Source organism: Reyranella sp. CPCC 100927, from assembly GCF_007859315.1.
GTDB lineage: Bacteria > Pseudomonadota > Alphaproteobacteria > Reyranellales > Reyranellaceae > Vineibacter.
In genome coordinates this window covers 122,305-141,260 of record NZ_VOHA01000005.1, presented here as the reverse complement: position 1 = coordinate 141,260, position 18,956 = coordinate 122,305, and the positions used below count along the sequence as shown (strand labels likewise).

21 protein-coding genes are annotated in these 18,956 nt (G+C 66.1%); 7 read left to right on the top strand and 14 right to left on the bottom strand.

Features of this window, described 5'->3' with window-relative positions:
* Positions 1–91 precede the first annotated feature (91 nt).
* The gene (locus FQU96_RS16030) at positions 92–385 is read left to right on the top strand and encodes a hypothetical protein (protein ID WP_146542311.1); all 294 of its coding nucleotides are present in this window, start codon (positions 92–94) and stop codon (positions 383–385) included.
* Here FQU96_RS16030 and FQU96_RS16025 read toward each other — a convergent pair.
* The 4 genes from FQU96_RS16025 to FQU96_RS16010 form a co-directional block, all read right to left on the bottom strand.
* Positions 370–1,848, bottom strand: a complete 1,479-nt coding sequence (locus tag FQU96_RS16025) for a tyrosine-type recombinase/integrase (protein ID WP_178130540.1) — start codon at positions 1,846–1,848, stop codon at positions 370–372. The two genes, FQU96_RS16030 and FQU96_RS16025, sit on opposite strands and share 16 nt — an antisense overlap.
* 148 nt (positions 1,849–1,996) lie before the next feature.
* Positions 1,997–2,233, bottom strand: a complete 237-nt coding sequence (locus tag FQU96_RS16020; RefSeq protein ID WP_146542309.1) for a hypothetical protein — start codon at positions 2,231–2,233, stop codon at positions 1,997–1,999.
* Between the two features lie 160 nt (positions 2,234–2,393).
* Positions 2,394–4,073, bottom strand: a complete 1,680-nt coding sequence (locus FQU96_RS16015) for a trypsin-like peptidase domain-containing protein (protein WP_178130539.1) — start codon at positions 4,071–4,073, stop codon at positions 2,394–2,396.
* Positions 4,074–4,265: 192 nt separating this feature from the next.
* Complete coding sequence (locus FQU96_RS16010) at positions 4,266–4,721, bottom strand: Lrp/AsnC family transcriptional regulator (protein ID WP_218574741.1); 456 nt, start codon at positions 4,719–4,721, stop codon at positions 4,266–4,268.
* Between the two features lie 109 nt (positions 4,722–4,830).
* Between FQU96_RS16010 and FQU96_RS16005 the strand changes: the two genes are divergently transcribed.
* A complete protein-coding gene (locus FQU96_RS16005; RefSeq protein ID WP_146542306.1) occupies positions 4,831–5,748 on the top strand; it encodes a phytanoyl-CoA dioxygenase family protein in 918 nt (305 codons plus the stop codon).
* 16 nt (positions 5,749–5,764) lie between these two features.
* On the opposite strand, the gene FQU96_RS16000 is transcribed toward FQU96_RS16005, so the two are convergent.
* The 4 genes from FQU96_RS16000 to FQU96_RS15985 all read right to left on the bottom strand — a co-directional run bounded on the left by FQU96_RS16000 (position 5,765) and on the right by FQU96_RS15985 (position 7,902).
* Complete coding sequence (locus FQU96_RS16000) at positions 5,765–6,232, bottom strand: SRPBCC domain-containing protein (RefSeq protein ID WP_146542305.1); 468 nt, start codon at positions 6,230–6,232, stop codon at positions 5,765–5,767.
* On the bottom strand, positions 6,229–6,570 hold the full coding sequence (locus FQU96_RS15995) for a helix-turn-helix transcriptional regulator (protein WP_146542304.1): 342 nt from the start codon (positions 6,568–6,570) through the stop codon (positions 6,229–6,231). The genes FQU96_RS16000 and FQU96_RS15995 overlap by 4 nt, the downstream gene beginning before the upstream one ends.
* A gap of 9 nt (positions 6,571–6,579) precedes the next feature.
* The gene (locus FQU96_RS15990; protein ID WP_146542303.1) at positions 6,580–7,254 is read right to left on the bottom strand and encodes a glutathione S-transferase family protein; all 675 of its coding nucleotides are present in this window, start codon (positions 7,252–7,254) and stop codon (positions 6,580–6,582) included.
* 93 nt (positions 7,255–7,347) lie between these two features.
* The gene (locus FQU96_RS15985) at positions 7,348–7,902 is read right to left on the bottom strand and encodes a DUF4142 domain-containing protein (RefSeq protein ID WP_178130538.1); all 555 of its coding nucleotides are present in this window, start codon (positions 7,900–7,902) and stop codon (positions 7,348–7,350) included.
* A 494-nt stretch (positions 7,903–8,396) separates the two neighbouring features.
* On the opposite strand from FQU96_RS15985, the gene FQU96_RS15980 reads away from it, so the two are divergent.
* The 5 genes from FQU96_RS15980 (at position 8,397) to FQU96_RS15960 (ending at position 13,125) form a co-directional block, all read left to right on the top strand.
* On the top strand, positions 8,397–8,888 hold the full coding sequence (locus FQU96_RS15980; RefSeq protein ID WP_146542301.1) for a spore coat U domain-containing protein: 492 nt from the start codon (positions 8,397–8,399) through the stop codon (positions 8,886–8,888).
* Positions 8,889–8,952: 64 nt separating this feature from the next.
* Positions 8,953–9,663, top strand: coding sequence for a molecular chaperone (locus FQU96_RS15975; RefSeq protein ID WP_178130537.1), 711 nt, complete (start codon positions 8,953–8,955; stop codon positions 9,661–9,663).
* 37 nt (positions 9,664–9,700) lie between these two features.
* Positions 9,701–11,938, top strand: a complete 2,238-nt coding sequence (locus tag FQU96_RS15970; RefSeq protein WP_178130536.1) for a fimbria/pilus outer membrane usher protein — start codon at positions 9,701–9,703, stop codon at positions 11,936–11,938.
* Entirely contained in the window at positions 11,935–12,411 is a 477-nt protein-coding gene (locus FQU96_RS15965; protein ID WP_178130535.1) for a spore coat protein U domain-containing protein, read from the top strand. Before FQU96_RS15970 ends, FQU96_RS15965 begins: the two co-directional genes overlap by 4 nt.
* A gap of 63 nt (positions 12,412–12,474) precedes the next feature.
* Positions 12,475–13,125, top strand: a complete 651-nt coding sequence (locus tag FQU96_RS15960; RefSeq protein WP_146542297.1) for a LysE family translocator — start codon at positions 12,475–12,477, stop codon at positions 13,123–13,125.
* Positions 13,126–13,133: 8 nt separating this feature from the next.
* On the opposite strand, the gene FQU96_RS15955 is transcribed toward FQU96_RS15960, so the two are convergent.
* The 6 genes from FQU96_RS15955 to FQU96_RS15930 form a co-directional block, all read right to left on the bottom strand.
* Complete coding sequence (locus tag FQU96_RS15955) at positions 13,134–13,733, bottom strand: alkylhydroperoxidase domain protein (RefSeq protein WP_146542296.1); 600 nt, start codon at positions 13,731–13,733, stop codon at positions 13,134–13,136.
* Positions 13,734–13,746: 13 nt separating this feature from the next.
* Complete coding sequence (locus FQU96_RS15950) at positions 13,747–14,349, bottom strand: CMD domain protein (RefSeq protein WP_146542295.1); 603 nt, start codon at positions 14,347–14,349, stop codon at positions 13,747–13,749.
* A 28-nt stretch (positions 14,350–14,377) separates the two neighbouring features.
* Positions 14,378–15,415, bottom strand: coding sequence for a putative FMN-dependent luciferase-like monooxygenase (locus FQU96_RS15945; protein WP_146542294.1), 1,038 nt, complete (start codon positions 15,413–15,415; stop codon positions 14,378–14,380).
* 73 nt (positions 15,416–15,488) lie between these two features.
* Positions 15,489–17,138, bottom strand: a complete 1,650-nt coding sequence (locus FQU96_RS15940) for an ABC transporter ATP-binding protein (protein ID WP_146542293.1) — start codon at positions 17,136–17,138, stop codon at positions 15,489–15,491.
* Positions 17,135–18,007, bottom strand: a complete 873-nt coding sequence (locus FQU96_RS15935) for an ABC transporter permease (protein WP_146542292.1) — start codon at positions 18,005–18,007, stop codon at positions 17,135–17,137. Before FQU96_RS15935 ends, FQU96_RS15940 begins: the two co-directional genes overlap by 4 nt.
* On the bottom strand, positions 18,004–18,948 hold the full coding sequence (locus FQU96_RS15930; protein WP_146542291.1) for an ABC transporter permease: 945 nt from the start codon (positions 18,946–18,948) through the stop codon (positions 18,004–18,006). Before FQU96_RS15930 ends, FQU96_RS15935 begins: the two co-directional genes overlap by 4 nt.
* Positions 18,949–18,956: the final 8 nt, after the last annotated feature.

Genomic DNA, 18,956 nt, shown 5'->3' with positions numbered 1-18,956 from the left:
TGAACGCACCGAAACGGACCATTGCGGGCATCTTCACGGTGTCCGCAGTGGGCTACGATGGGACCCTCGGGCGGCAGAGGAAATACAGCCCATGTCCACGCGCAAAGAGCATCGCCTTACCACAGTAGAGAAGACCGACAGCGATGTTGTGCTAACGGTAGAACAGTTGAAGGTGGCCGAAGTGCCGGGCACCGAAGATGACGATCTGGTGTGCGGCGAATGTGGAGCACACATCCTATCGCACTTCACTCCGACCACGGCCGCCTACAACTTTGTCTCCAAAAGCGGGCGTCTCTTGGCCCAGTGCCAAGCATGCGGTTCCCTCAACCTGCTAAGCACAAAGACGATGCCGCTGTCTCCTTCGAGCGATCACAGCCCAGGATAGCGTATCTTCTCGACTGCCTTCTTCACCTGCTTGCGCAGTTCGGCTCCACTGTATTGCCGGCCAGTGAAGTCCTTGCGTTCGTGCCCGACCAAAGCAGCAACGACATGCGGCTCGATGCCGGCGTCGTCAAGCTGCGTGACCACGCCATGGCGTATCGAGTGGAATACCTTCGTCGATGGATACCCCAGCTTCCGAGCCAGTCGGCCGAACCGTTTGCCTACGCCGGCGCCACGCCCGTTGTACTGGTTCTCTGCTTCGAGACGTAGAAGGAAGCCGTCCTTCGACTCCTTCACGAGCCGTGTGACTGTCACCTTGAGCTTCTCGTGAACCGGCACCATGCGATTGCCGCTCGGGGTTTTGGCGTCGTCAATCTTGAGCCACCCGCCAGATGCGTCGTCGGACTTCAACTGGCACAGCTCCTCCCTCCTCGCCCCGGTGAACGCTGCGAGCATGATCAGGTCCGCCAACACATCGTCACCGCCCTCCTTGGCTGCCTTGAACACCGCCGCGACTTCCTTGGGCGTGAACGCTTCACGGGCTCGCTTCACTGCGCCCTTACCACGCTCTCTGATGTCGACGTTGTGAAACGGCAGGACATCTTCCGACACCGCCTCGATACCCTGTAGCCACCGCCAGAACGCCCGCAACGCGGCCAGCTTGCGGCGGATCGTAGACGGCGTCAGAGGCTTCCCTCCACGCGGCCTCGATGCGTCCTCCTCGCGCAGCTTGGCGACCCATGCGACGGTCGCCTTCTTGCTGATCAGGTCCAGAGTGGCGTGGTCCTTGGCGAAGTCCTCGACGTCGCTGCGGTCCATCTTCGCGTTGCGTAACTCGACTTCCTTGATGCGGTGTACGAACCACTCCTCAATGAATGACGCTGTCGGCTTCCGACCTCCTACAGCGATCTTCAAGAAGGATGCTGCTTTGTCGCCGGCCAGCACCGCGACAGCCAGGCCTTCATCACCCTGGAACCGATCATCGTACGTCGCCGCACGCTGCGCCGCCTTGAAGCCGCCGGGCACGAACCGGGCTGCAGCAGTACGGACGGCAGCATCGCGGGTCGCCATCTCCAGCGCCATTGCATTCGTATCGTGCTCGTCGGCCGGCGCTGCATCTGCAATGGCCGCTTGGAAGTCGAGCGCGATCACATCTGTATTTTTTTGCTCGGGCCGGCCTCGCCCTTCCTTCAACTTGCGCCATTCGGCTGCTAGCTCCGCAAGGCCTGTGCCGTCCTGTAAGCACGCCTTCGCTCTGGCTACGCGAGTCTTGAGCTTGGCGAGTTCCGGCAGCGCAGCGATCTTCGCTGCCTCCAGATCAGTCTTGCCGGTCGGGCGCCACAGATCGCGCTGACCGCCGAACGCCTCGCGCACCTTTACCGGGACCCGGAACCGGATGTACCATTGGCCCGACTGTGCGTTCCGGTGTTTCGCAAGTGGGATGTGCATGGCGGCAGGCGCGTTCATGGCGTTGTCTCGGCTCGGCATATGGTAGGCATATCTTGGTAGGCAGTTCGGCCGAGAAATGCAATAGATGCTGATGTTTTGGGCGCTCGGAGACCATGGGACTCGGCTCCCTCCTCCGGAGCCACTCCCCCAGCATGATCGCCGTGACCTACGAACCGCTCGCGCGGTCGACGTCGCGTTGGCCCCTGTCGGCGGACAGGCAGGCAGACCACGTCATCGGCACCGCTTCGAGACCCGCCGCGACGGCGACCTGCGAGCCCTGCGCACTCGGGCTCTGGCAGGCGATGCGCCACGTGCGGCCAGCCCGGGCCAGAGCCTCGATCGCTGCCGCGCGATAGGAACAGGAGTCGGGATAAACGACCAGCGGCACCGGCTTCGTCGGCATCGAGGACGTTCACTCCCTGGTCGTCGAGCGGACGCTGGGCATGACCGACACTGCCGCGCACGCGCGCGTCATGCTCGATGCGACCGCGCTCGAAGAAAGCTCCGCTGACGCCAAGGCTGAACATCGAATGTCCTGCGGCGCCGGCGCGGGACTTTACGACTCAATGTGCCTGCAGTGGCATCCCAGTCGTGCGATGGTAGATTCGGCCATCCTGCTGTGGCAGTTGCGCGAAGAGCAACCTGTCGAGCGTTACCGCCCCTGGCGGCTTGGTTTGGCCGATGACAAATCCCGGCCGGCTGACGTCGATCAACGCCCATTGTCGGCCGGAGTAGGCAAACTCGAGACCGTTGTCGTTCTTGAAGCTCCCCTGAGGCACGGCGACCCAGACGTCCTGGCCGGAATACACAAGCAGATAGTCGACCGGGATCTGTTCCAACAATGACGCCAGAAGCACGGCCTTATCCGGGCTGCTCCCCTGTTGCGACAAGAGGGTCTCGGCGGGCCGTTTGGCAACGCGGTCTGTCTGTGACGGGTTGGTCTGGATTTCGCCGGCGACGAAATCCGCCAGCCGCTGGATTTTCTTGTCCGGTTCCGTGATTTCCTTGACTAGTTCCTTCACGAAGCGCGTGAGGGACGGTTCTGCCGGGCGGGCGACAATGGCGCCCCAGTTGGTGAGGGCTCGGGTTCCCGCTTCCCTCACGTATTGGCTGGAATCGGCCCTCAGCGGTCCGCCGCGCAGCGATGCATTCTGAGCGAAGGATCTGAGTTCGCCAGTGCTGATCGTATAGTCGGCACCCCTGTACTTGGACGTCAACCCGCCTTGCGTCCGCAGCCGGACGTTGTCGATATCGGTCGCAAAGAACGCCCATTTCGCGGGTGACCGCTGGAAGGTGTAGTCGGGAAACCGCGCCTGCAGGCCCTCATCGGTTCCCATGATGACGCGCTCCGGATCGGCGACGAATGTCGCGGCAACGGCCGTGACGCGCGCCTGCACGTTCCCGTCGCCTGCGTCGGCCTGGCTCAGCGCGAAATACACTCGCTTCCGGCGGGCATCGAGAAACACCAGTTCGGCGTTGCCGATCAGCTTTTTCTTAAGCTCTAGGCCCGAGAATGCCGGCCGCGCGAGCAGCCAGAGAACGACATCCTGGTTGGGGTCCGGCTTGTCGGAGGTGGTCGCAATCGACTCGCCGCGGCGAAAATCTACCGCCTTCCCACCGCCCTTCATCAGGGCGGTCACATGGCTGCTGAGTTGCGCGAAATTGAGGTTCTGCCCATCGACCGCAGCAAACGAATTGATGCCGATCACCTCGCCGCGGCTGTTGATGAGTGGCCCGCCTGAGGAGCCCCGCGAGATCGGTGCTGTCGTTTGGATGACGGCTACACCTTTGACGATACGCTTCGCGCTGACGATGCCAGTGCTGATTGTCCCCTGCATGCCCAGCGGGCTGCCGGCGGCGACGACGCTCTCGCCGATCGCGACAGCGCCTGGATCACCCAGTCGCAGGGTTGTGACTGCCGTCGCGTCGGGACATTCCAGCACGGCAAGATCATGCGGTTCGTCGATCCGGGCTGACGCGACGGTAAACTCCTTTCTATCGAGCGTCGCCACGCTCACGACCTTTCCGCCGCTGATCACGTGAAGGTTGGTGACGACACGCCGCGCGGCGACGAAAAAGCCGCTGCCGCTCTTGATGAGCTGCCCCTTCTCGTCCTTGATCAGCACGGTCACCAGGGCCGGCAGCGCCTTGCGAGCAATCGACTCCACCGGCAGCGCAGGTTCCTTTGCGCCAGCCGGCGCAAACACCCCTGAAAAGGCAATCATCAGGAGGATGAGCCGCATGATGCCGCGGGAACGCCCCTTCGGTGGCCGCTGCGTGTCCGTACGTGCCCGAAGGAGCGCGTACACCGTCGCCAAGCTGCCTCTGTACTCCGAACTCCCCGCCATGCGCTCTATCGCTCTATCCACTTTCTTTCACTCGGGAAGATACGCGGCGGCGCAAGAACACGCAAAAGTAATCTCCGACCTGGCGTCCTATGCCATCGGTAGCAGGACGGGCAGCGCATGGCGGCGGCGGGCCTCGAAGATGATCGATGTCTCGACGCGCGTGACACCCGGGTTGTTCGTGAACTGATCGAGCGCGAGGTCCTTGAGGTGCTGCGTGTCGCGCACGACGACGTGGGCCACGACGTCGTAGCGGCCTGTCACGAGGAACGCGAAGCGAACCTCCGGCACCTTGACGATCTCGTCCATGAAGCGATCGACCATACTGCGCTTGTGTTTCGCCAATTCGATCATGAACAACGCTTCGAGCCCGATCCCGAGCGCCTTCGGTTCGACCTCGACATGCATGCCACGCAGGATGCCGGCATCGCGCATCCGCCGGATGCGCTCGTGCGTGGAGGATGGTGCCAGTCCAACCTGCGCACCGATCTCCTTGACCGAGAGCCGGGCGTTATTCTGCAGCAACCCCAGAATGGCGATATCCATTCGGTCGAGGTCGGCATTCTGGTCCGTTTTCCGTAAACTGTTCGTTCGATCAGCAGCCATGCCGACGATAATATCGCTAAATCTTGACCCTGACAGTTGGAATTCGGTCATGGCCGCCTTGGACCTTCCCGCCTTCGGCCGCCTCGGTGCGGCTGAAGTCGACCGCTTTCACCGCGACGGTTTCCTGGTCGTCGAACACCTGTTGCCGGAGTCGCAGATCGCCGCGCTGCGCGAGCGCTTCCCCCGGCTCTTTGCCGGTCGCTTCGATACCGGCGTCTACCCCGACGAATGGTACTGGCGCGAAGGCATGAGCCTGCCGGACGTCACGCGTCACATGGCCAATGCGTGGAAAGCCGATCTCACGATCGCCCGACTCGTGCTGTCCGCCGACCTGGGACGTGCCGCCAGCCGCCTGACCGGCTGGTCCGGCGCCCGGCTCGGCCAGGATACGATCTGGTGGAAGGCGCCGAAGACAAAGCCGATTGCGCATCATCAGGACACGTCCTTCATGGACTTCCTCGATCCCGCGCAGACGGTGACGTGCTGGATCACGCTCGACGACACCCATCCGGACGCCGGCACGCTCGAATACGCACCGGGTTCGCACCGCTGGCCGCTGACGCCGTTGCCCGATGCCTTCCATGGCGAGGACGACTACCGCGCACAGATGAAGGCGGCCGCTCAGGCGGCCGGTGTGGCGGCGCCGGTGCCGGTTCTGATCGACGTGCCGGCGGGGTCGTGCGTCTTCCATGCCGGCGAGACCTGGCACGGCTCCGGCCCGAACACGACGGGCGATCGGATGCGCCGCGCCATCGGCATCCACATGATCCCGGCGAACGCGCAATTCAGCGATCGCGCCGGCGGCTACATCTATCGCCGTTACCAGCGGACCGGCGATCCATCGCTGGATGAGAGCTTCTTCCCGATCCTGTGGTCGACCACCGGACAGCGCACCGACTGGATTGACGGTTATTGCGCGACCGGCAGGCGCGTGAAACCGCCGATCGCCCAGGCCCTGGCTGTGTAGCACCCAGCGACAGGGATCATTGGATCGCCGCCCCGCCCCGCTCGATCGCCGCGGCCAGCCGGTCGAACCCGAAACCCGTGCCGTCACGACGCGGCGCGATATCCGCTTCATGCACGAAGACGGCCTGCTCGGTGTACAGCATGCGCGTGCCTGACGGCGCCGGCGTGAACTCGACGGTCGCCTGGGAGCTGGACACCAACGCATCGTCGATGCGCATGGTGAAGGCGTAGATGATGTGCCGTCCGCGCTCTATGTCCAGGTAGTGAGCACGGAACGCGTGCGCGCGGCCGTCCTGGTCCAGCAGCCGGCTGACCTCCTCGCCGCCGGTGCGGAAGTCCATGCGCACCTCGATCGGCTTCCAGTCGGGATGGCAGTCCGTCCAGCGTTGCTTCAACGCTGGATCGGCAAAAAAGCGAAACGCATTGTCGGGCGCACCCGGCAGGGCGCGCTCGATCACGAACGTGGTGTGGGCGTATGGGATCATGGCTTGCCTGCCCTCTGCTCGTCTTCCATCAACTGCTGCAGCCGATCGAAGGCTGCGTTCAACGCGCGCTTGTGGCCAGCCAGCCAGTCGTCGATCGACTGCAGCGCCTGCGCGCGCACGGCGAAGGTGCGCACGCGGCCGGCCTTCTGCGACGTCACCAGGCCGGCGCTTTCCAAGACCTTCAGATGCTTCACGGCCGATGGCATCGCCATGTCGTGCGCCCGCGCCAGTTCCTTTACCGAGGCTGGCCCGCGCGCCAGCTGATCGACCATGCCGCGCCGGTAAGGATCGGCCAGCGCCTGGAACAGCGTATTCAAGCTGTCATGAGTCTGGATCATCGCCACCGCCTACCGGAAGCGCGCCGGCATATCCTGATTGAACGGAAAGAAGTGAAAGTACGGCCTCGCCTCTTCGATCACCCGCGCCACCGAGGGGCGTGCCATCAGTCGCTCGAAATAGTCCAGCAAGTGGCGATGATGGTCGGTGATGGGATGAATGATCGCGGCATAGAACAGTGCCGGCGCGGCGGCGCAGTCCGCGATCGTAAACTGCGCGCCGGCGGCCCAGCCGCCCGGCGCCACCTGCCGATCGACCAGCGCATAGGCCATGTCCAGCGTGCGGCGCGCTTCCTGCACGCCCGCAGGATCCTTCTGCCCTTCGGGGCGCAGCCGGTCGCCGACGATCCGCTGCATCGGCTCGCTGACATACAGGTCAAATGTCCGATCCCACAGCCGGGCTTCGAGCCGGGCAGCGGCGTCGACCGGCAGCAGCGGACGCGGCCCGGGATAATGAGTGTCCAGGTATTCGATGATGATGGTGGTTTCGGGGATGATCCGATCGTGTCGGCTGTCGCGAAGCAGCGGCATCTTTCCCGTCGGCCATCGCTCGACATGCGCCGCCCGAGCCACCGGATCGCCGAGGTCGACGAGCTCGGTCGCAAAGGCCGTCTCCGCTTCATAGAGCGCGACCAGCACCTTGTGACAGTACGCTGCCAGCGGATGGTAGTAGAGCATCAGGGTCACGGGGTGTCCTCAATAGTTTCCGGTCAGAGAAACTATCGAGGCACCGGATGCCAGGCAAGGCATAGTTTCCATGATCGGAAACTATTGAGGATGTCAGCGGCCGCCAGCGCCGAACACGGTCAGGCCACCCTCGATGCCCCGTTTCGCCGCCACGCGATTGACCCACTCGGCGTGCTCGCGCAGTGGAGCACGTGTGGCGGCGACATAGCGCTTGAGCCCCTTGTTCCGGGCGGCGCTCAGGTAGTCGTCGAACACCGTGATGTCCCAGGCGTGCATGGCCCGCTGGCGGCGCAGGAAAAAGAGCTCCAGCGCGTCGGGCGGCAGGGCACCGGCCGCCTCGATGGCGGCGAGATCGATCGCCGTCGGCTGCTGCGGCAGCACGACGCCCAGTTCGGCCGCGATCGGGCGCATGATGTCCATGCCCAGTTGATGGCCGTCGATCACCATCGTGGCGAGCGCCTTGATCTCCGGATCATTTGTCGCCTTCAGCACGATGCGCGCCAGCGCCTGTTCGCGCAGCGCACCGGCGTACTCCCAGAGAATGAAAAGCTTGTCGTCGAGCTGCCGGGGATCCCGCGCCGCGGCGCGGTACGCCGCTGCCTGGACCGCGTCGTCGGCCGATTGTGCGGCGGCGGGCGCAGCTGTCATCGTCGAAACTCCAAACGTCAGAACCAGGAATGCAGCGGACAGGAACGGCCGGCGAACCGGCAGAAGACGCCTGCCCCACGCAGCACGATGGACATCGAACATCGTCAGTGACCTCTCGCATCTTACTTATCGTAAGTTACGAATGGTAGTATTTAACGTCAACGGCCGACCTACCGTCTGGCCGCTTCCCGCCCATCACACCGACGTTACGGGCGCAGCCCCCGTGCCCGTACCAGGCGGCGGCGTACAATCCGATACCGAACACCTGCACGCGTGATGCCGCGATCCCGACGCCCATGCTTGAGTGGAATTGTGGCAGAGGCCATTTGCTTCCGAAAAACAACCGGATCCGGTTGTTTGGATCAATTTGGACAGAAGTGAATTTATACGGTTGTAAAATATCCGCCGGGTTGTAACTGTCACATGAACATCTAATGCCAAAGACCTGAATTATACGGCTTTTTGAGTGCCGTCTCATGTGGGGAAACGAATCGATGATCGCGCGAAAGGTGTTCCTGCCGCTGACGGCCGGCATGATGCTGGCCGCCCAGGCATCGGCTCAGACCGCCACCACGAGCTTCACTGTCACGGCAACGGTCATCGCGGCCTGCGCGGTTACGGCGGCTAATCTCGTCTTCGGCGACTACAACCCGACATCGGGTACGGCACTGGATGGCTCAACGACTGTCACCGTCGCCTGCACGCCCGGAACGAACTACACGGTTGCTCTGAACAACGGGGCCAATTTCGACACGACGCGCCGCATGGCGGCCGGCATCAATTTTCTCGGCTACGAGCTTTACAAGGACGCCGGACGCACCCAGCGCTGGGGAAGCGCGGGCGGCGAGATCCTGACCCCGGGCACCCCTGCCGGCGTTCTGCCAGCCCCCTTCACGGTGTTTGGACGTGTACCGGCCGGGCAAGCGGTGCCCACCGGCGCCTATCTCGACACGGTCGGCGTCACCGTCACGATCGGCACGCCTTGAGTCGACACCGTCCCTGCCCTTTCCGCCGCCCAGAGAGAGGCCACCAGCACGAAAGGAACGTCAGGTGAAGCCACTGGTCATCGCGCTGTTCGGCCTGCTGTGCGGGCTCAACGCCGCCCTGGCATCGTCGCTCGAGATCACGCCGATCCTCGTCGAATTCCAGGCCAACCATCAGGCCCAGACGCTGACCATCACCAATCGCTCGACGCAGCCGACGCGCGTGCAGATCCGTGTCTTCGCCTGGACCCAGCCGGCGGGCGTGGATCACTACGAACCAGCCACCGACATCGCGTTCAGTCCGCCTTTCGCCGACATCGCGGCCGGCGACCGACAGGTTGTCCGCCTGGTGTCGCGCCAGGCCGCGCCGCGCGGCCGTGAACAGGCCTATCGCATCTTCATCGACGAGCTGCCCACCGGCCGCGGCGGCCCCGGCATCGAGATTCCCCTGCGCATCATCGTGCCGGTCTTCATCGGCGTGGCAGACAGTCAGAAATCAGCGCTGGCGTGGTCGGCGCGGCTGATCGCCCAGGACCGGCTCGAGCTCACGGCACGCAATACCGGGGCCCGGCGCCTGCGTGTCAGCGGGCTGCAGGTGATGTCTTCAGGCGCCATTCTGTCATCGGCGGCGTCCGCAGCGACCGTCCTGTCCGGCGGCGCCTATCGCTGGACCGTACCGCTCAAGCGGCAAGGCGTGCGCGCCGGCGGCATGATCGCGCTGCGGGGCGACAGCAGCGACGGTCCGATCGATGCCAATGTGTCCGTGGCCGGCCCCTAGGCATGCGCGCCAGGCGATCACGGTCCTGATCCTGCTCGTGGGCGTCGTCACTGACGGCGGCGCTTTCGCGCGCACGCTGTTGCTGGATGTCGTGGTCAACGACCGGCCGACCGGCCGGGTCGGCGAGTTCCGGGAGGAGAACGGCAACTTGCGCGCAGCACCACGGGATCTCCGCGAGCTGGGCCTCGATATCGGTGCTCACAGCACCGCCGGCGCGGATGGCAAGATTGCGCTGTCGCAGATTCCCGGCCTCCGCTACGACGTCGACCATAAATCCCAGCTCCTGCGGATCACGGCGCCGGCCGCGGCCGTTGCCGGCACCATCGTGGGTATCGACTCTTCCGATTCACCGGCGCTGCGGGCGCAGTCGGCCACCGGCTTCCTGCTCAACTACGATGTGTTGGGCACACGCGAACGCGGGCGCATCGATGTGTCGGCTCTGGGCGAGGCGCGACTGTTTTCACCCTGGGGCGTGCTCAGCACCACCGGGCTGGTGGCATACGGTAGCCGTTCAAGCCTGCGCACGACCCGCCTCGAGTCGACATGGACCTATTCCGAACCGATGACGCTGCGGCGCTACAGGATCGGCGATCTGATCACGGGTGGCCTGGCATGGACGCGCCCCATGCGCCTGGGCGGTGCCCAGATCACGACGGACTTTGCCCTGCGTCCGGACCTTGTCACCTTCCCGACGCCGGATATCCGCGGCGAGACCGCGGTGCCCTCGACCGTCGATGTCTTTGTCAACGGCGTGCGACAGCTGTCGCAGCCCGTCGCCGACGGCCCGTTCTCAGTACGCAGCCTGCCGATGATGACCGGGTTCGGCGACGTCGTTGTTGTCGTGCGCGACGCGCTGGGGCGCGAGCGCTACCAGAACCTCAGTTTCTACGCCTCGGGCGATCTGCTGCGCGAAGGCCTGTCGGCCTATGCCGTCGAGGCCGGCCTCGTACGCCGCCGCTATGGGCTGCGCAGCCTCGATTACGGCGGCGCGGCCGGCAGCGCAACCTACCGTTACGGGCTGGCGCCGTGGTTCACGATCGAAGGGCATGGCGAAGCTGGCCTCGGTACGGCTGTCGTGGGCGTCGGCGGTGTCGTGGCGCTGGGCGCGTTCGGGCGCGTGGCGGGCGCCCTATCGGCGTCGCGACAGGGCGGCCGGTTCGGCACGCAGGGATACATCAGCTACGAGCGCCGTTCACCGCGATGGAACATCTTCGCCTCCAGCCAGCGCGCTTCTGCCGGCTACCGTGACGTGCCGGCCATCGCCGACCGCTCGGCGCTGCGGTTCCTCAACCAGGCTGGCGTCGGGCTGACGCTCAACGGCATGGGTTCGATCAGCGTGGCACTCACCGACATCAAGTACAGTCGGGGCGCGCGGCAGCAATTCGTGTCGGGCACCTACAACGCCCCGGTTTTCCTGGGCGCTTCGCTCTACCTGACGGCTTTCGCCAGCCTGCGCGACAGCACCTACGGCGCGACGATCGGATTGGCCCTTCCCTTCGGCCCTCAGATCACGGCCGGCAGCGACGTGAGCGTCGATCGCGACGGTTGGCGCGCCAGCGTCCAGGCTGCCCAGACGCCACCCTACGAAGGGGGATTCGGCTGGCGCCTGTCGAACACGGAGGGCACCTTCACGCGCCGCGAGGCGACGCTGAGCTATCAATCGCGCATCGGCGACGTCGAGGCGACGGCAGCGCAGTTCGACAAGACCCGTGGCGTGCGCGCCGGCGCCCGCGGCTCGCTGGTGGTCATCAACGGCGGAGTCTTCCCCGGCCGTTTCATCGACGACAGCTTTGCCGTGGTCGACACCAACGGACAGGGCGGCATCGCCGTATCGAACGAGAACCGCACCGTCGGTAGCACCGGCCGGTCCGGCACACTATTGATCCGGGATCTGCGCGCATACCAACCCAATCGCATCTCGATCGATCCACAGACCGCGCCCAACAAGACCGAGGTCGGCCGCGACGTCGTCGAGGTCGTGCCGTCCGACCGCTCCGGCGTCATCGTGCGCTTCGGCGTCGAGCCCATCGAGGCGGCCGTGGTCACGCTCACCCTCGAGGATGGTCGCGCGGTGCCGCTCGGCGCCCAGGCCACGCTGGAGGGTACCGGTGAACGCACCGTCGTGGGCTATGACGGCCAGGCATATTTCCGGCACCTGAAACCGGACAACGTCGCGCTGGTCGAGGGCCCGTTCGGGCGGTGCCAGGCCACGTTCGCCTATCAGCCGCGTGATGGCGTCGCGACGATCGGGCCGGTGCGATGCCACCGCCGATGACCTGCCCCCGAGCGACCATCGCTGTTGCGGCTGGCCTGTCGCTGGCCGCGGCGCCGGCTCTGGCGCAGACCTGCACCGCCACGTCGACCGGCGTCGCCTTCGGCGCCTACAGCACGACCCAGGTCGCGCCGACCGACGCCACCGGCAGCGTCAGCGTCCGCTGCACCGCCTTGCTCAGCCTGACGGTCAGCTACACGGTCGACCTCGCGACCGGCGGCAGCGGCACCTACAGCGCCCGCGCGATGGCCCAGGGTGCCGCCACGCTCGGCTACAACCTCTACACCACCGCGGCCCGCACGACCGTGTGGGGCAACGGCACCGGCGGCACGAGCCGCATCTCGACACTCGGCATCCTGATCACGCCGCTGACGCCGCACAACGCCACCTATACGGTCTTCGGGCGCATCCCGGCACGCCAGAACGTGACCATCGGCCCCTACACCGACGGCATCCTGGCGACCGTCACGTACTAGCGTGGCTGTTTCTACCGCGGAGTTCCCGGCATAATAGGCCAGCCCAATCTCAGGAGTCGTGTCATGGAGTTAGTCATTCCCAGCGCCGCCAACCTCGGCCTGTTCATCGCCGCGGCGCTGGTCCTGCTGTTGACGCCGGGGCCCGCCGTGCTCTTCATCATCGCGCGCTCGGTCGAACAGGGCCGGTTGGCCGGCTTCATTTCTGATCTCGGCATCCACTCCGCGACGCTGGTGCACGTGGCGGCCGCCGCGCTCGGATTGTCGGCCCTGCTCGCCTCCTCGGCGCTTGCCTTCAGCATCGTCAAGTACGCCGGCGCCGCCTATTTGATCTGGATCGGGCTCAGAAAGATCTTCGGACGCAACGAAGCACCGGGCGATGACCAGGCGCTGGCGCGCTACAGCTACTGGCAGCTGTTCCGCGACGGTTTCATCGTCAACCTGCTGAACCCGAAGACGGCGCTGTTCTTCCTGGCATTCCTGCCGCAGTTCGTCGAGGTGAGCCGCGGCCATGTCGCCACGCAGATCGCGTTCCTCGGCCTGCTGTTCGCGTTGATCGGTTTTGTGACCGATGGCTGCTACGCGCTGGCGGCGGGCACGGCGGGCGGCTGGCTCAAGCGCAGCCGCGGCTATCTCAAGTTCGAGCGCTATGTGACCGGCACGCTCTTCATCGGGCTTGGTGTGACGGCGGCTTTCGCCGGCAACGGCAAGAAGTAGCGGCACCCCTACGCCGCTGCCGGCTCGCCCAACGACAGCATCAGGCGGTTGGCCCAGTTGAAGAAGGCGGCGGCGTGGATGACATCGGCGATGGCAAGGTCGTCGAGACCGGCGCGGCGCAGGCGTTCGACATGTTGCGGTCCGAACGCCACTGGCGTGGCGGTCAGCGCCACCGACGCCGCAACGATGGCGTTCCAGCGCTCGTCGAGCTCGACGCCGACACCGTCGTCGAGCAGGCGTTGCACGTCGGCTTCGCGCTTCGAGTAGGTCGCGGCAAAGCGTGCATGCACGGACGCACAGTAGATGCAGCCGTTAGACCGGGATGTCGCCGTGGCCGCCAGTTCGCGTTCCGCCCGCGGCAGCCCGGCGTCGGGATTATAGAAGATGTCCTTGTCGGTCCGGGTGCGCGCGCCCAGCACATCGGGATCGCGCGCCAGCAGGCGGAAGTACGGCGACTTCGCGCGCGCGGCGTCGACCAGGCCAGCCAGGTGACGTTCGGTCAGCGCCTCGACCGCCAGGGGTTCGAGCCAGGGAAGCCAGTCGAGCTGATCGCGGGTGAAAACCGTGGGTGCCGTGTGTGCCGGCGGCGTCAATGTCGTGTCGGTCATGATGTGACCTCGCTCACGCGGCGCGTGACAGGGTGCGCAACCCTGCGACAACGCGGATCTGGAAGGACAGGAACGCCACGAGCTGCGAGAGCGTGACGATGCCGGTGGTCGACCAGCCGGCATCGAGCAACGCCTGCAACGCCGGCGCGGCGGCATCGCGCGGATGGAAGACCAGCATGTGCGTATGCTCGAACGCCGCGGCCAGACGCCGGCCAAGGCCATGTGTGGTCTCGGCGCTCGCCCGATAGGCAGGACCCGCCGTGTCCTCTGCGCTCAGCGGGCCCGCAGGATAACGGCCGTAAGGACCCGTGGCCCGGCTCTCGGCGAGGGCCGCGTCGATCGCCGTTCGCACGGCGTCCGACGCCCCGCTGGCGGCAAGGCCATCGGCATAGAACGCGGTGATCTCCGCCGCGTCATGCAGGCCGGCAATGAAACGGGCGACAGCGAACCGCTCCACCGCGCTGACATCGCCGAGATCCTGGGGGGTGAACAGCGCACGGAAGCTCACCTGCGCATGGGTGCGCGCATCGGGCCGGCGGGCGCGGATCGCATCCAGCGTAGTGCCGGGCTTGATGCCGACCAGAGTGTCGATAACGTCGCTCTCTGCTGCTGACATGATCATCCCTTCCATACGTCGCAAGCCGTCACGCCACCTGCCGGACGCCCGGTGTGCGGTCGAGCCCCCACCCCAGCGCCGGTGCCACGACATCGGATATCAGCTCGATCGAGCGCAAGGTGAGCGCATGCGGCGGGTCAACCGAGTGCACCTGGACCGCCACGTCCGTGGCACGATCCAGCGTGCTGTCCAGCGCCAGGGAGGCGATCACGTCGCTCGACGTGCCGAGGTGCACGTCGAATGCCGCGATCAGGTCGTCGACGGACTCGGCACCCGATGCGCGCCCGGTCTGGGCGAAGCGGTTGCGCAGCCGCCCCAGGCCGATCTCGGCGTAGCGCAGGGCGTCCGTGCGGTCGTCGGCCACGAACACGGAGCGCGACGCCAGGATACGGGGTGTGCAGCCGGGCGGCAGCGCCGCCAGATAGGCATCGATCATCGGGTTCTGGATGTCGGCCAGCGATCGCGCCGGCGCGTCGGCCGGCCGCGGCTGCGTGCGCGAGAGCAGCAGGCCGTCGCCTGCCGCCCCTGCCCGCGCGGCCCCTTCCACGCTGAAGGTCGCCTGCCAGACGCGCTGCGCCAGAGACGCGGCGGTCGGATACAGCCGATCGCCGCCCGGCAGCGGCTGGCCCGTCCAGGCGTCACGCAGCATCTTCAGGTGCCGCGTCATCAGCATCGTGCGCTCGGCACTTTGAAAACCGAAGGCGGTGAACGCCGACAGGTTGCCACCGGGCCCCACGCCGACCTCCAGCCGCCCGCCCGACATCAGATCAAGCACGGCGGTATCTTCCGCCACCCGGATCGGCAGCTCCAGCGGCAGCGTGATGATGCCCGTACCCAGCCGGATCCGCGACGTCTGGGCCGCGACATGGCCGAGAAACACCAACGGCGCCGGCAGGCCACCCTCGCCTTCGTGGAAGTGATGCTGCGCCACCCAGGCCGAGTGGAAGCCGCAGCGTTCGGCGTGCACGATCTGCGCGCAAGCCAGCCGGTAGCGCTCCGCCGGCCCGGCCTCATCGAGCACGCGTGTGAAGAAGCCCAGCCGCTTGGGCGAAACGGCCATCGTCATCGGCTCGTCCTCTGTCCGTCGTCCCAAGCGTAGCGAGAGATCGCCGCGAAAGGGAGAGGCCATCGGGCCCGCGTCATGCCGCCACCGGCATTCTCTTGCCGGGGATCGCGTCGATCAGCTCGCGCGTGAAGCTGCTGTCCGGGTTCTCGAACACCGTCGCGACCGGGCCAGCGTCCACCTGCCGGCCGCCATGCATCACCGACACCGTATCGGCGATCTGCCGCACCAGCGCCAAGTCATGCGAGATGAACAGGTAGGTCAGGCCGAGCGCCTGCTGCAACTCGTCGAGCAGCGCCAGGATCTGAGCCTGGACCGTGACGTCGAGCGCCGACACCGCCTCGTCCAGCACCAGCACGCGCGGATCCAGCACCAGGGCACGCGCAATCGCCACCCGCTGTCGCTGTCCACCGGACAGCGCTTGCGGCCGGCGCGTCAGGAAGCTTTCCGGCAGGCCGACGCGGCCCATCATGTCACGCACCTTGCGGGCCCGTTCGGTGCGGTTGATCGGCTCGAAATTCAGCAGCGGCTCCGCAATGATCTCGGCAATGGACTGCCGCGGGTCGAGCGAGCCGAACGGGTTCTGGTAGACCAGCTGGATCTTGCGGCGGAACTGGCGCAAGGCCTCGCCGCGCAAGGTCGTCATATCGATGCCTTCGATCACGACGCGCCCCGATGTCGGCTTCAGGAAACCGGCCACAGCCCGCGCGGTCGTCGTCTTGCCCGACCCAGACTCGCCGACGATGGCGTGCGTGGTGCCACGCAGTACCCTGAACGACATGTCATCGACAGCCCGGAAACGCGCCCGCGATCCGCCGACGGGATAGTCGTGCGTCAGGCTCTCGACGACGATGGCGGCTTCCGTCGTTGCGGCGGCCGTCCGATGCCGCGCGGTCTGCAGCGATGGTGCGTCAGCCAGCAGTTGCCTTGTATAGGCGCTTTTCGGTCCGACCAGGATATCGCGCACCGGCCCCTGCTCCTGAATCGCGCCGTCGCGCAGCACCACCAGGCGATCGGCGCGGTCGGCGGCGACGCCCAGGTCGTGCGTCACCAGCAACACCGACGTACCGTTCTCGCGCCGCAGCTCGTCGATCAGATCCAGGATGCGCCGCTGCACCGTGACGTCGAGCGCGCTCGTGGGCTCATCGGCCACGATCAGGTCGGGCTTCAGCGCCACGGCAATGGCGATCAGAACGCGCTGGCGCATGCCGCCGGACAGTTCATGCGGATACTGTCCGGCGCGCAGCTCGGCGGGTGTCAGGCCAACCCGCGTCAGCAGCTCCAGCACGCGGGCCTGGATGGCGCGGCGGTCACCCCATCGGTGGATCTGCAGGATCTCGGCGAGTTGCGCGCCGATGGTGCGCACCGGATTGAGCGAGCTGCCTGGATCCTGCGGAATCAGGCTGATGACGGCGCCGCGCACGCGATCCAGGCGACGCTGCGACCACGCCGCGATGTCGGTGCCCTTGAGCCGGATCGCGCCGCCGTGCACGCGCCCGTTGCCGGCCAGCAAACCCAGCACGGCCTGTGCCGTGGTGGTCTTGCCGGATCCGGATTCGCCGACCAGTGCCACCACCTCACCCGGATCGACGTGAAACGAGATGCCGCGCACGACGCGATGCTCGGCATCGCCGACCTTGTAGGCAACGGCGAGATCATCGATCTCGAGCAGCGGGACGCTGTTCGCGGGAGATTCCTCGCTGCGTTCGGAATGACGTGCACTCATGGTTCGGTCCGCCCGATCGACGTGCTGATACGATCGGCGGCCAGCACCGCCACCACGACCACGACGCCGGGTGCTGCCGTCAGCCACCAGGCGCGCGACAGGTAGTTGCGTCCTTCCGCGATCAAGAGGCCCCACTCCGGCGTCGGCGGCGGCGCGCCATAGCCCAGGAAGCCCAGGGTGGACAGCGCCAGGATGGCCGACCCGAACTGCAGCGCGGCCAGTGCGATCACCGATGTCAGCGAGTTGGGCAGGATGTGTCGCCACAACACGGCGATGAAACTGCCGCCGCTGCCGAAGGCGGCTTCGACATACTCGCTGCGCCGCACGCGCACGACCTCCGAGCGGGCGAGCCGCGCGAAACGCGCCACCGACACCACACCGACAGCAACGGCAACGTTGATGGTACCAAAGCCGAGCAGCACGATGATGCTGAGCGACAGCAGCAGCGAGGGGATCGCCAGCAAGGTATCGACCAGCCGCATGACGGCAGCATCGAGCCAGCCGCCGCGGGCACCGGCGATCAGGCCCAGCGTCGTGCCCAACAGCAGGCCGACCGTGACGGCCACGACGGCGCCGGTCAGTGAGTGGCGGGCACCGTGGACGATGCGCGCATAGAGGTCACGCCCCAGCCCGTCGGTACCGAGCCAGTGCTCGGCGCCGGGCGGCCGCAGTTGCTGGCCGGCCACGCCGTCCACGGGGCTGTAGCTGGTGAAGAGATCAGGTGCGATCGACCAGGCCAGGACGACGGCGACGACCAGCCAGGCCAGCGCCAGTCCCGGCTGCAACCGTCGCAGACGGGTGCGCCACGGCCTGTTGCCCGCTACTGCACCATCGGTACGCTGCAGGATCGGCGCCGTGGTATCGGTCATGTCGATGCTCCGGGCCTGGCGCCAAGGCGCGGGTCGAATACCGGGTACAGCAGGTCGACGATCAGGTTGATGATGACGAATGTCGCCGCCGAAATGACGACGATCGCCTGCAGCACCCCGGTATCGTGGCTGTCGACCGCCTTGTAGGTGAGGCTGCCCAACCCGTTCAGGCCGAACACTGCCTCGGTCACGACGGCGCCCGCCAGCAGTTCGCCGAACAGGACGCCGGCGATGGTGAGTGTCGGCAGCACCGCGTTGCGCGCCACGTGTTTCCACAGCACCCATTGCCGCGATGCCCCCTTGGCGCGCGCCACGGCGACGAAAGGTTGTGCCAGTACCGCATCGATGTTGCGGATCAGGATCTGCGCCAGGGGCGCCGAAATCGGAATCGCCAGGGTCAGCACCGGCAACACCAGGCGCTCCACCGGCCCCGGACTGATCACCGAAACGAGATTAAGCTGAAAGGAGAACAGCTGGATCAGCATGATGCCCAGCCAGAAAACCGGCAGGGAGATGAACAGCGACGGTATCGATTGCACCACCGTGCGCAGCCACGACCAGGCGAAGGCGGTGGACAGCACCGCGATGGCGACGGCCAGGATCGCGGCGGCCAGGAAACCCAGCCCGGCCAGCTGGAAGGTGGGCGGCAGGCTCACCAGCAGCCGGTCGCGCACCGGCACGCCGGCCTGGATCGAGTAGCCGAAATTGCCGGTCAGGAAATTGCCCAACGTGTGGGCGTACTGTTCCCAGATCGGCCGGTCGGCGCCGTAGGATGCCCGGATGTCGGCGATCTGATCGGCCGTGAGACCCAGCTCCGGGTTCATGAACTTGATCAGGATCGCATCACCGGGTAGTGCCTGCAGCAGCAGGAACGCCGCCGTGAACGTGATCGCGAGGATCAGAAGCGCCTGGCCCAATCGGCCCAAGAGGTAGTTCAGCATCGTTTGTC

Excerpts from the sequence above, each read along its gene's own strand:
- FQU96_RS16030 (WP_146542311.1), top strand. The coding sequence starts at position 92 with ATGTCCACGCGCAAAGAGCATCGCCTTACCACAGTAGAGAAGACCGAC.
- FQU96_RS16025 (WP_178130540.1), bottom strand. The coding sequence starts at position 1,848 with ATGAACGCGCCTGCCGCCATGCACATCCCACTTGCGAAACACCGGAAC.
- FQU96_RS16020 (WP_146542309.1), bottom strand. The coding sequence starts at position 2,233 with ATGCCGACGAAGCCGGTGCCGCTGGTCGTTTATCCCGACTCCTGTTCC.
- FQU96_RS16015 (WP_178130539.1), bottom strand. The coding sequence starts at position 4,073 with ATGCGGCTCATCCTCCTGATGATTGCCTTTTCAGGGGTGTTTGCGCCG.
- FQU96_RS16010 (WP_218574741.1), bottom strand. The coding sequence starts at position 4,721 with ATGGATATCGCCATTCTGGGGTTGCTGCAGAATAACGCCCGGCTCTCG.
- FQU96_RS16005 (WP_146542306.1), top strand. The coding sequence starts at position 4,831 with ATGGCCGCCTTGGACCTTCCCGCCTTCGGCCGCCTCGGTGCGGCTGAA.
- FQU96_RS16000 (WP_146542305.1), bottom strand. The coding sequence starts at position 6,232 with ATGATCCCATACGCCCACACCACGTTCGTGATCGAGCGCGCCCTGCCG.
- FQU96_RS15995 (WP_146542304.1), bottom strand. The coding sequence starts at position 6,570 with ATGATCCAGACTCATGACAGCTTGAATACGCTGTTCCAGGCGCTGGCC.
- FQU96_RS15985 (WP_178130538.1), bottom strand. The coding sequence starts at position 7,902 with ATGACAGCTGCGCCCGCCGCCGCACAATCGGCCGACGACGCGGTCCAG.
- FQU96_RS15980 (WP_146542301.1), top strand. The coding sequence starts at position 8,397 with ATGATCGCGCGAAAGGTGTTCCTGCCGCTGACGGCCGGCATGATGCTG.
- FQU96_RS15965 (WP_178130535.1), top strand. The coding sequence starts at position 11,935 with ATGACCTGCCCCCGAGCGACCATCGCTGTTGCGGCTGGCCTGTCGCTG.
- FQU96_RS15960 (WP_146542297.1), top strand. The coding sequence starts at position 12,475 with ATGGAGTTAGTCATTCCCAGCGCCGCCAACCTCGGCCTGTTCATCGCC.
- FQU96_RS15955 (WP_146542296.1), bottom strand. The coding sequence starts at position 13,733 with ATGACCGACACGACATTGACGCCGCCGGCACACACGGCACCCACGGTT.
- FQU96_RS15950 (WP_146542295.1), bottom strand. The coding sequence starts at position 14,349 with ATGTCAGCAGCAGAGAGCGACGTTATCGACACTCTGGTCGGCATCAAG.
- FQU96_RS15945 (WP_146542294.1), bottom strand. The coding sequence starts at position 15,415 with ATGACGATGGCCGTTTCGCCCAAGCGGCTGGGCTTCTTCACACGCGTG.
- FQU96_RS15940 (WP_146542293.1), bottom strand. The coding sequence starts at position 17,138 with ATGAGTGCACGTCATTCCGAACGCAGCGAGGAATCTCCCGCGAACAGC.
- FQU96_RS15935 (WP_146542292.1), bottom strand. The coding sequence starts at position 18,007 with ATGACCGATACCACGGCGCCGATCCTGCAGCGTACCGATGGTGCAGTA.
- FQU96_RS15930 (WP_146542291.1), bottom strand. The coding sequence starts at position 18,948 with ATGCTGAACTACCTCTTGGGCCGATTGGGCCAGGCGCTTCTGATCCTC.